The sequence below is a fragment of the Dolichospermum sp. LEGE 00246 genome (assembly GCF_015207865.1).
GTDB lineage: Bacteria > Cyanobacteriota > Cyanobacteriia > Cyanobacteriales > Nostocaceae > Dolichospermum > Dolichospermum heterosporum.
Map to the genome: position 1 here is coordinate 1 of NZ_JADEWA010000373.1, position 5472 is coordinate 5472.

General features: G+C 43.6%; 5 protein-coding genes. All 5 read right to left on the minus strand.

Annotated features, from left to right (window positions below; all coding sequences use genetic code 11):
• Positions 1 to 67: 67 nt before the first annotated feature.
• Positions 68 to 385, minus strand: a complete 318-nt coding sequence (gene rpsJ, locus IQ228_RS20035) for a 30S ribosomal protein S10 (RefSeq protein ID WP_015113498.1) — start codon at positions 383 to 385, stop codon at positions 68 to 70.
• 164 nt (positions 386 to 549) lie between these two features.
• The gene (gene tuf, locus IQ228_RS20040; RefSeq protein WP_027402056.1) at positions 550 to 1779 is read right to left on the minus strand and encodes an elongation factor Tu; all 1230 of its coding nucleotides are present in this window, start codon (positions 1777 to 1779) and stop codon (positions 550 to 552) included.
• 22 nt (positions 1780 to 1801) lie between these two features.
• Positions 1802 to 3880 carry an elongation factor G gene (fusA, locus tag IQ228_RS20045; RefSeq protein WP_027402057.1) on the minus strand — a complete coding sequence of 693 codons (2079 nt, stop codon included), beginning with the start codon at positions 3878 to 3880 and terminating at the stop codon, positions 1802 to 1804.
• Between the two features lie 178 nt (positions 3881 to 4058).
• Positions 4059 to 4529: a 30S ribosomal protein S7 gene (gene rpsG, locus IQ228_RS20050; protein ID WP_027402058.1), complete on the minus strand. Its 471-nt coding sequence runs from the start codon at positions 4527 to 4529 to the stop codon at positions 4059 to 4061.
• A gap of 391 nt (positions 4530 to 4920) precedes the next feature.
• Positions 4921 to 5304: a 30S ribosomal protein S12 gene (gene rpsL, locus IQ228_RS20055; protein WP_015078104.1), complete on the minus strand. Its 384-nt coding sequence runs from the start codon at positions 5302 to 5304 to the stop codon at positions 4921 to 4923.
• Positions 5305 to 5472 lie beyond the last annotated feature (168 nt).

Sequence of the window (5472 nt, forward strand, 5' to 3'; positions counted from 1 at the left end):
TAAGAAAACAAGAGATCCCCGACTTTTCTAAAAAGTCGGGGATCTTATTTATTGACTAATGACAAACTTACAATTTGACTTCAATATCTACACCAGAAGGTAAATCTAGCTTCATGAGTGCATCAATAGTTTTAGAAGAAGGCTGGTAAATGTCAATAATCCGGCGATGGGTGCGGGTTTCAAAGTGTTCGCGGGAATCTTTATCTACGTGAGGCGATCGCAGTACGCAATATATCTTGCGTTTTGTGGGTAAAGGAATCGGTCCAATAGCTGTGGCGTTGGTACGGTTAGCTGTGTCTACAATCTTCTCGCAAGATGTATCTAATAAACGTCGATCAAATGCCTTTAAGCGAATTCTAATCTTCTGCTGCTGTAGAGTTGCCATGTTTAGTTTTCCAGGTTCGGTAAATTTTAGACTTTAGATTTTAGATTTTTAGATGCTAAATTTCATCCCCAATCCAAAATTTAAAATTGTTTATGGGAATAGAAAGGAGCAGAGATTCTAGGATTCATCTCTACTCCTTTTAAATGAGAGCAAAAACGCGAGTGTTATTTCAAGATTTTAGCGACAACGCCAGCACCGATAGTCCGTCCACCTTCACGAATAGCGAAACGCATACCTTCTTCAATAGCGATTGGGTTGATCAATTCTACTGTTACTTTGATGCGATCGCCAGGCATTACCATTTCCACATCTGCACCTTCATCAGATGTAAAGGCTTTGATTGTACCAGTTACATCAGTTGTCCGCACATAGAACTGAGGACGATAACCAGCAAAAAATGGTGTTTTCCGACCACCTTCTTTCTCAGTTAAAACGTAAACTTCGCCTTCAAACTGAGTGTGAGGTTTAATTGTACCGGGTTTGGCAATGACCATACCGCGCTCAATGTCTTCTTTCTTGAGACCACGCAGTAGTACACCGGCGTTGTCGCCAGCCATACCTTCATCAAGACTCTTCTTAAACATTTCGATCCCAGTGACCGCCGTAGTCTTGGTATCTCTGATGCCAATTAGCTCAACAGTATCGCCAACCTTAACTTTACCGCGTTCGATCCGTCCAGTAGCCACAGTCCCACGACCGGTGATGGTGAAGACATCTTCTACCGCCATCAAGAAGGGCTTATCTATAGCCCGCTCAGGTGTGGGAATGTAAGCATCTACAGCATCCATCAACTCATAGATTTTGTCTACCCAAGGGTTTTCACCGCGCTGAGTTTTAGGATTAGCGGTCATTGCTTGGAGAGCTTGTAGACCTGAACCTTTAATAATGGGAATATTGTCACCATCAAAATCATAGTCAGTGAGCAGTTCCCGTAATTCCATTTCTACCAATTCCAGCAATTCCTCGTCATCCATCATATCTTCCTTGTTCAAGAAGACTACCAGACTAGGAACACCCACTTGTTTTGCCAAGAGGATGTGTTCACGGGTTTGGGGCATAGGACCATCTGTGGCTGCAACTACGAGGATACCTCCATCCATTTGCGCCGCGCCAGTGATCATGTTTTTTACATAGTCAGCGTGTCCAGGACAATCTACGTGAGCATAGTGGCGGCTTTCGGTTTCATACTCAACGTGGGCAGTATTGATTGTAATACCCCGTGCCTTTTCTTCAGGTGCATTATCAATTTGGTCATAGCCTTTAGCCACAGCGTTACCCATAGCCGCCAATGTCATTGTAATGGCTGCTGTTAAAGTAGTTTTGCCGTGGTCAACGTGACCAACAGTACCGATATTAACGTGAGGTTTATTTCTTTCAAACTTTGGGCGTGCCATGAATAATCGTTTCCTTTTTTAGTTAAGCGTTCCCTTTACTTTTTGAAATGATGCCTTCAGCCACGCTGCGAGGCACCTCTTCATAGGTACTAAACTCCATCGTAAAGATACCTCGACCTTGGGTTTTCGACCGGATATCAGTGGCATAACCAAACATGGTTGCCAATGGAACTTTCGATACCACTTTTGCCAGTCCCTGTTCAGTGCTTTGGCTTTCAATCTGTCCCCGGCGGGAGATTAAATCACCAATCACGTTACCGATGTAGTCTTCAGGTACTTCAACTTCAACTTTCATGATCGGCTCTAAGATCACAGGAGAGGCTTTTGTAGCCGCTTCCTTGATTGCCATAGAACCAGCAATTTTGAAAGCCATTTCTGAAGAGTCTACATCATGGTAAGAACCATGTATTAATGTGGCTTTGAGATCAATGAGTGGATATCCAGCTAAAATACCAGATTCACAACATTCTTTCATTCCCTGTTCAGCCGGTCCTATGTACTCTTTAGGTACAATCCCACCGACAATTTTAGAAACAAATACAAAACCTGTCCCTGGCTCACCTGGTTCTAAATTGATCACTACGTGACCGTACTGACCCTTACCACCACTCTGGCGGATAAATTTACCGTCAACCTTTTCAACGGCTTTGCGGATGGTTTCGCGGTAAGCCACTTGGGGCGCACCAACGTTTGCTTCTACTTTAAATTCTCGTAACATCCGATCTACAAGAATTTCCAGGTGCAATTCTCCCATGCCCGCAATTACGGTTTGGTTGGTTTCTGGATCAACACGCACACGGAAGGTGGGATCTTCTTCACTCAAGGATTGTAGAGCTTTGGAAAGCTTGTCCATGTCGTTCTTGGTTTTGGGTTCAACCGCCACCGAGATCACAGGCTCAGGAATAAATAGGGATTCCAGAATTACTGGTGAATTTTCATCACAAAGGGTATCACCTGTCAAGGTGTCTTTCAATCCCAATGCAGCACCTAAATCACCTGCCCGTAGTTCATCCACGTCTTGTCGGTCATCTGCTTTCATTAGCACTAACCGAGAAATTCGTTCTTTTTTATTCTTGCTGACGTTCAGAACGTAACTACCTTTCTTCAGCACACCAGAATAAACACGAACGAAGGTGAGGCGACCATAAGGATCAGCCATAATCTTAAATGCCAAAGCTGATAATGGTTCGTTATCATCAGCATGACGTTCAACGGGATCACCGTTGAGCAGTGTGCCTTGAATTGGTGGAACTTCCAGCGGTGATGGTAGGTAATCTATCACCGCATCCAACATCAATTGCACGCCTTTGTTCTTAAAGGCTGAACCGCAAAGCACTGGTACGATTGTCCCAGCAATTGTTCCTTTGCGGAGGGCAGCACAGATTTCTGCTTCTGTCAGTTCTTCGCCCTCGAAGTACTTATTCATCAGCGTGTCATCAGTTTCTGATACTGCTTCTACCAACTTGGTGCGGTATTGAGCTGCTTTTTCGGCTAGTTCGGCGGGAATTTCTATGGTTTGGATATCAGTTCCTTGATCGTTTGTGTACATATATGCACACATTTTCACCAAGTCTATAATCCCTTTAAATTCAGTTTCACTACCGATAGGCAGTTGAATAGCAATGGCATTAGCTCGCAAGCGATCAACCATTTGGTCATGCACTTTATAGAAGTTCGCACCGGTGCGATCCATCTTATTAATAAAGGCAATGCGAGGGACTTTATAGCGGTCTGCTTGTCGCCATACTGTTTCTGATTGTGGTTGGACACCACCTACGGAACAAAATACAGCGATTACACCATCTAATACTCGCATGGAACGTTCAACTTCAATTGTGAAGTCCACGTGACCGGGAGTATCAATAATGTTAATTTGATGATCATTCCAACTGGTACTAATGGCAGCAGCAGTGATGGTAATTCCCCGCTCCCGTTCTTGTTCCATCCAGTCTGTAACAGCAGTTCCTTCGTGAACTTCGCCGATTTTATGAATGATCCCAGAGTAAAATAATATTCTCTCTGTTGTCGTTGTTTTGCCCGCATCTATATGCGCCGCAATGCCGATATTGCGTACTTTCTCTAGCGGGTTCGTGCGTGCCACAATTACCTCCTAACGTTTTCGCCTCATGATATCTCGTATATTACTCTTTGTTAAGATTCTATACTTTTACGGAAAACCGTCTTTTTTTGTTAGCCTAGCTAGGCAGTTGCCTTTTTGGGCATTAGCTATAAATTCTACGATATACCGCACACGAGAAGACGATATATCGTTTTTCTAGTTAGTAACGATAATGTGCAAACGCTTTGTTTGCTTCCGCCATCCGATGTGTTTCTTCGCGCTTACGAATAGCACTACCAGTTTCATTTGCAGCATCCATTAACTCATTAGCTAGTCTCCCAGCCATAGTTCTTCCTGGACGTTGGCGAGAATACTGTACCAACCACCGCAACGCTAGGGTAGTACCACGATCTGTACGTACTTCCATTGGTACTTGGTAAGTTGCTCCACCTACTCGGCGAGCTTTTACTTCTACTAATGGTGTAGCGTTACGCACTGCTTTTTCAAAAGTTTCTAATGGACTTCCACCAGTGCGTTCTTCAATAGTTTTCAAAGCGTCATAAACTATTCTTGCGGCAATTGATTTTTTGCCATGACGCATTATCCGTCGCATCATCATGCTGATCAGGCGACTATTATACACTGAGTCAGGCGGGACTGCGCGCCTTTGACTAACACCACGACGAGACATACTTCATCCTTGAATACGGAATTTGACCACGAAATTATATGCTATCAGAACACAGGAAACTAAAAGCGGTTTAATTAGCCGCTGATTTTTCCTGCATTTTCCTTTCTGGCTTGCGCCATGCTATCGCTATCAGTTGAGAGAAGGCTGAATTAATTCACTTATTATCTGCTACCAGGCACAGAAGACGACAACTTAATCAACTTTAAAATTTAGTTAAAATTTAGATTAAAGTGCTGTTATCGTTTACAAGATTATCCTCTCCAAACTCATACAACTTGTTTTTATGCCAGATCCAGTTTGATTTTCTTAAAAAAAATTCGTTACTGCTGGTTTTCATGCAGTTGGCAGGTAGGACGATTAACCGTATTTGACGCGATTAACCGCCACTTACCTATTTTTTACCTGCTTTTGGGAGCTTAGTTCCATATTTGGAACGACCTTGTTTTCGGTCTTTAACTCCGGCTGTATCTAATGTGCCACGAATAATGTGGTATCTAACTCCGGGCAAGTCTTTGACCCGACCACCACGAATCATAACTACGGAGTGTTCTTGTAAGTTATGACCGATACCTGGGATGTAAGCTGTTACTTCAAATCCAGAGGTAAGTCTTACCCTGGCTACCTTACGGAGTGCTGAGTTAGGCTTTTTAGGTGTAGTCGTGTATACTCTGGTGCAAACGCCTCGACGTTGCGGGCATTGCTTCAGAGCAGGGGACTTGGTTTTCTGACGCGCTAGTTCGCGTTCACTACGTATTAGCTGCTGTATTGTTGGCATGAGTTACAGCGCGTGAAGCTGCTTTATGATCTAAGTTTTAACAAATCCTGATTATATCTTTTTTTCTGATTTTCTGTCAATCAATTTTAGAAGGGAACAGGGGAAGTAGGGGAAGTAGGGGAAGTAGGGGAAGTAGGGGAAGTAGGGGAAGTAGGGAAGTAGGGGAAG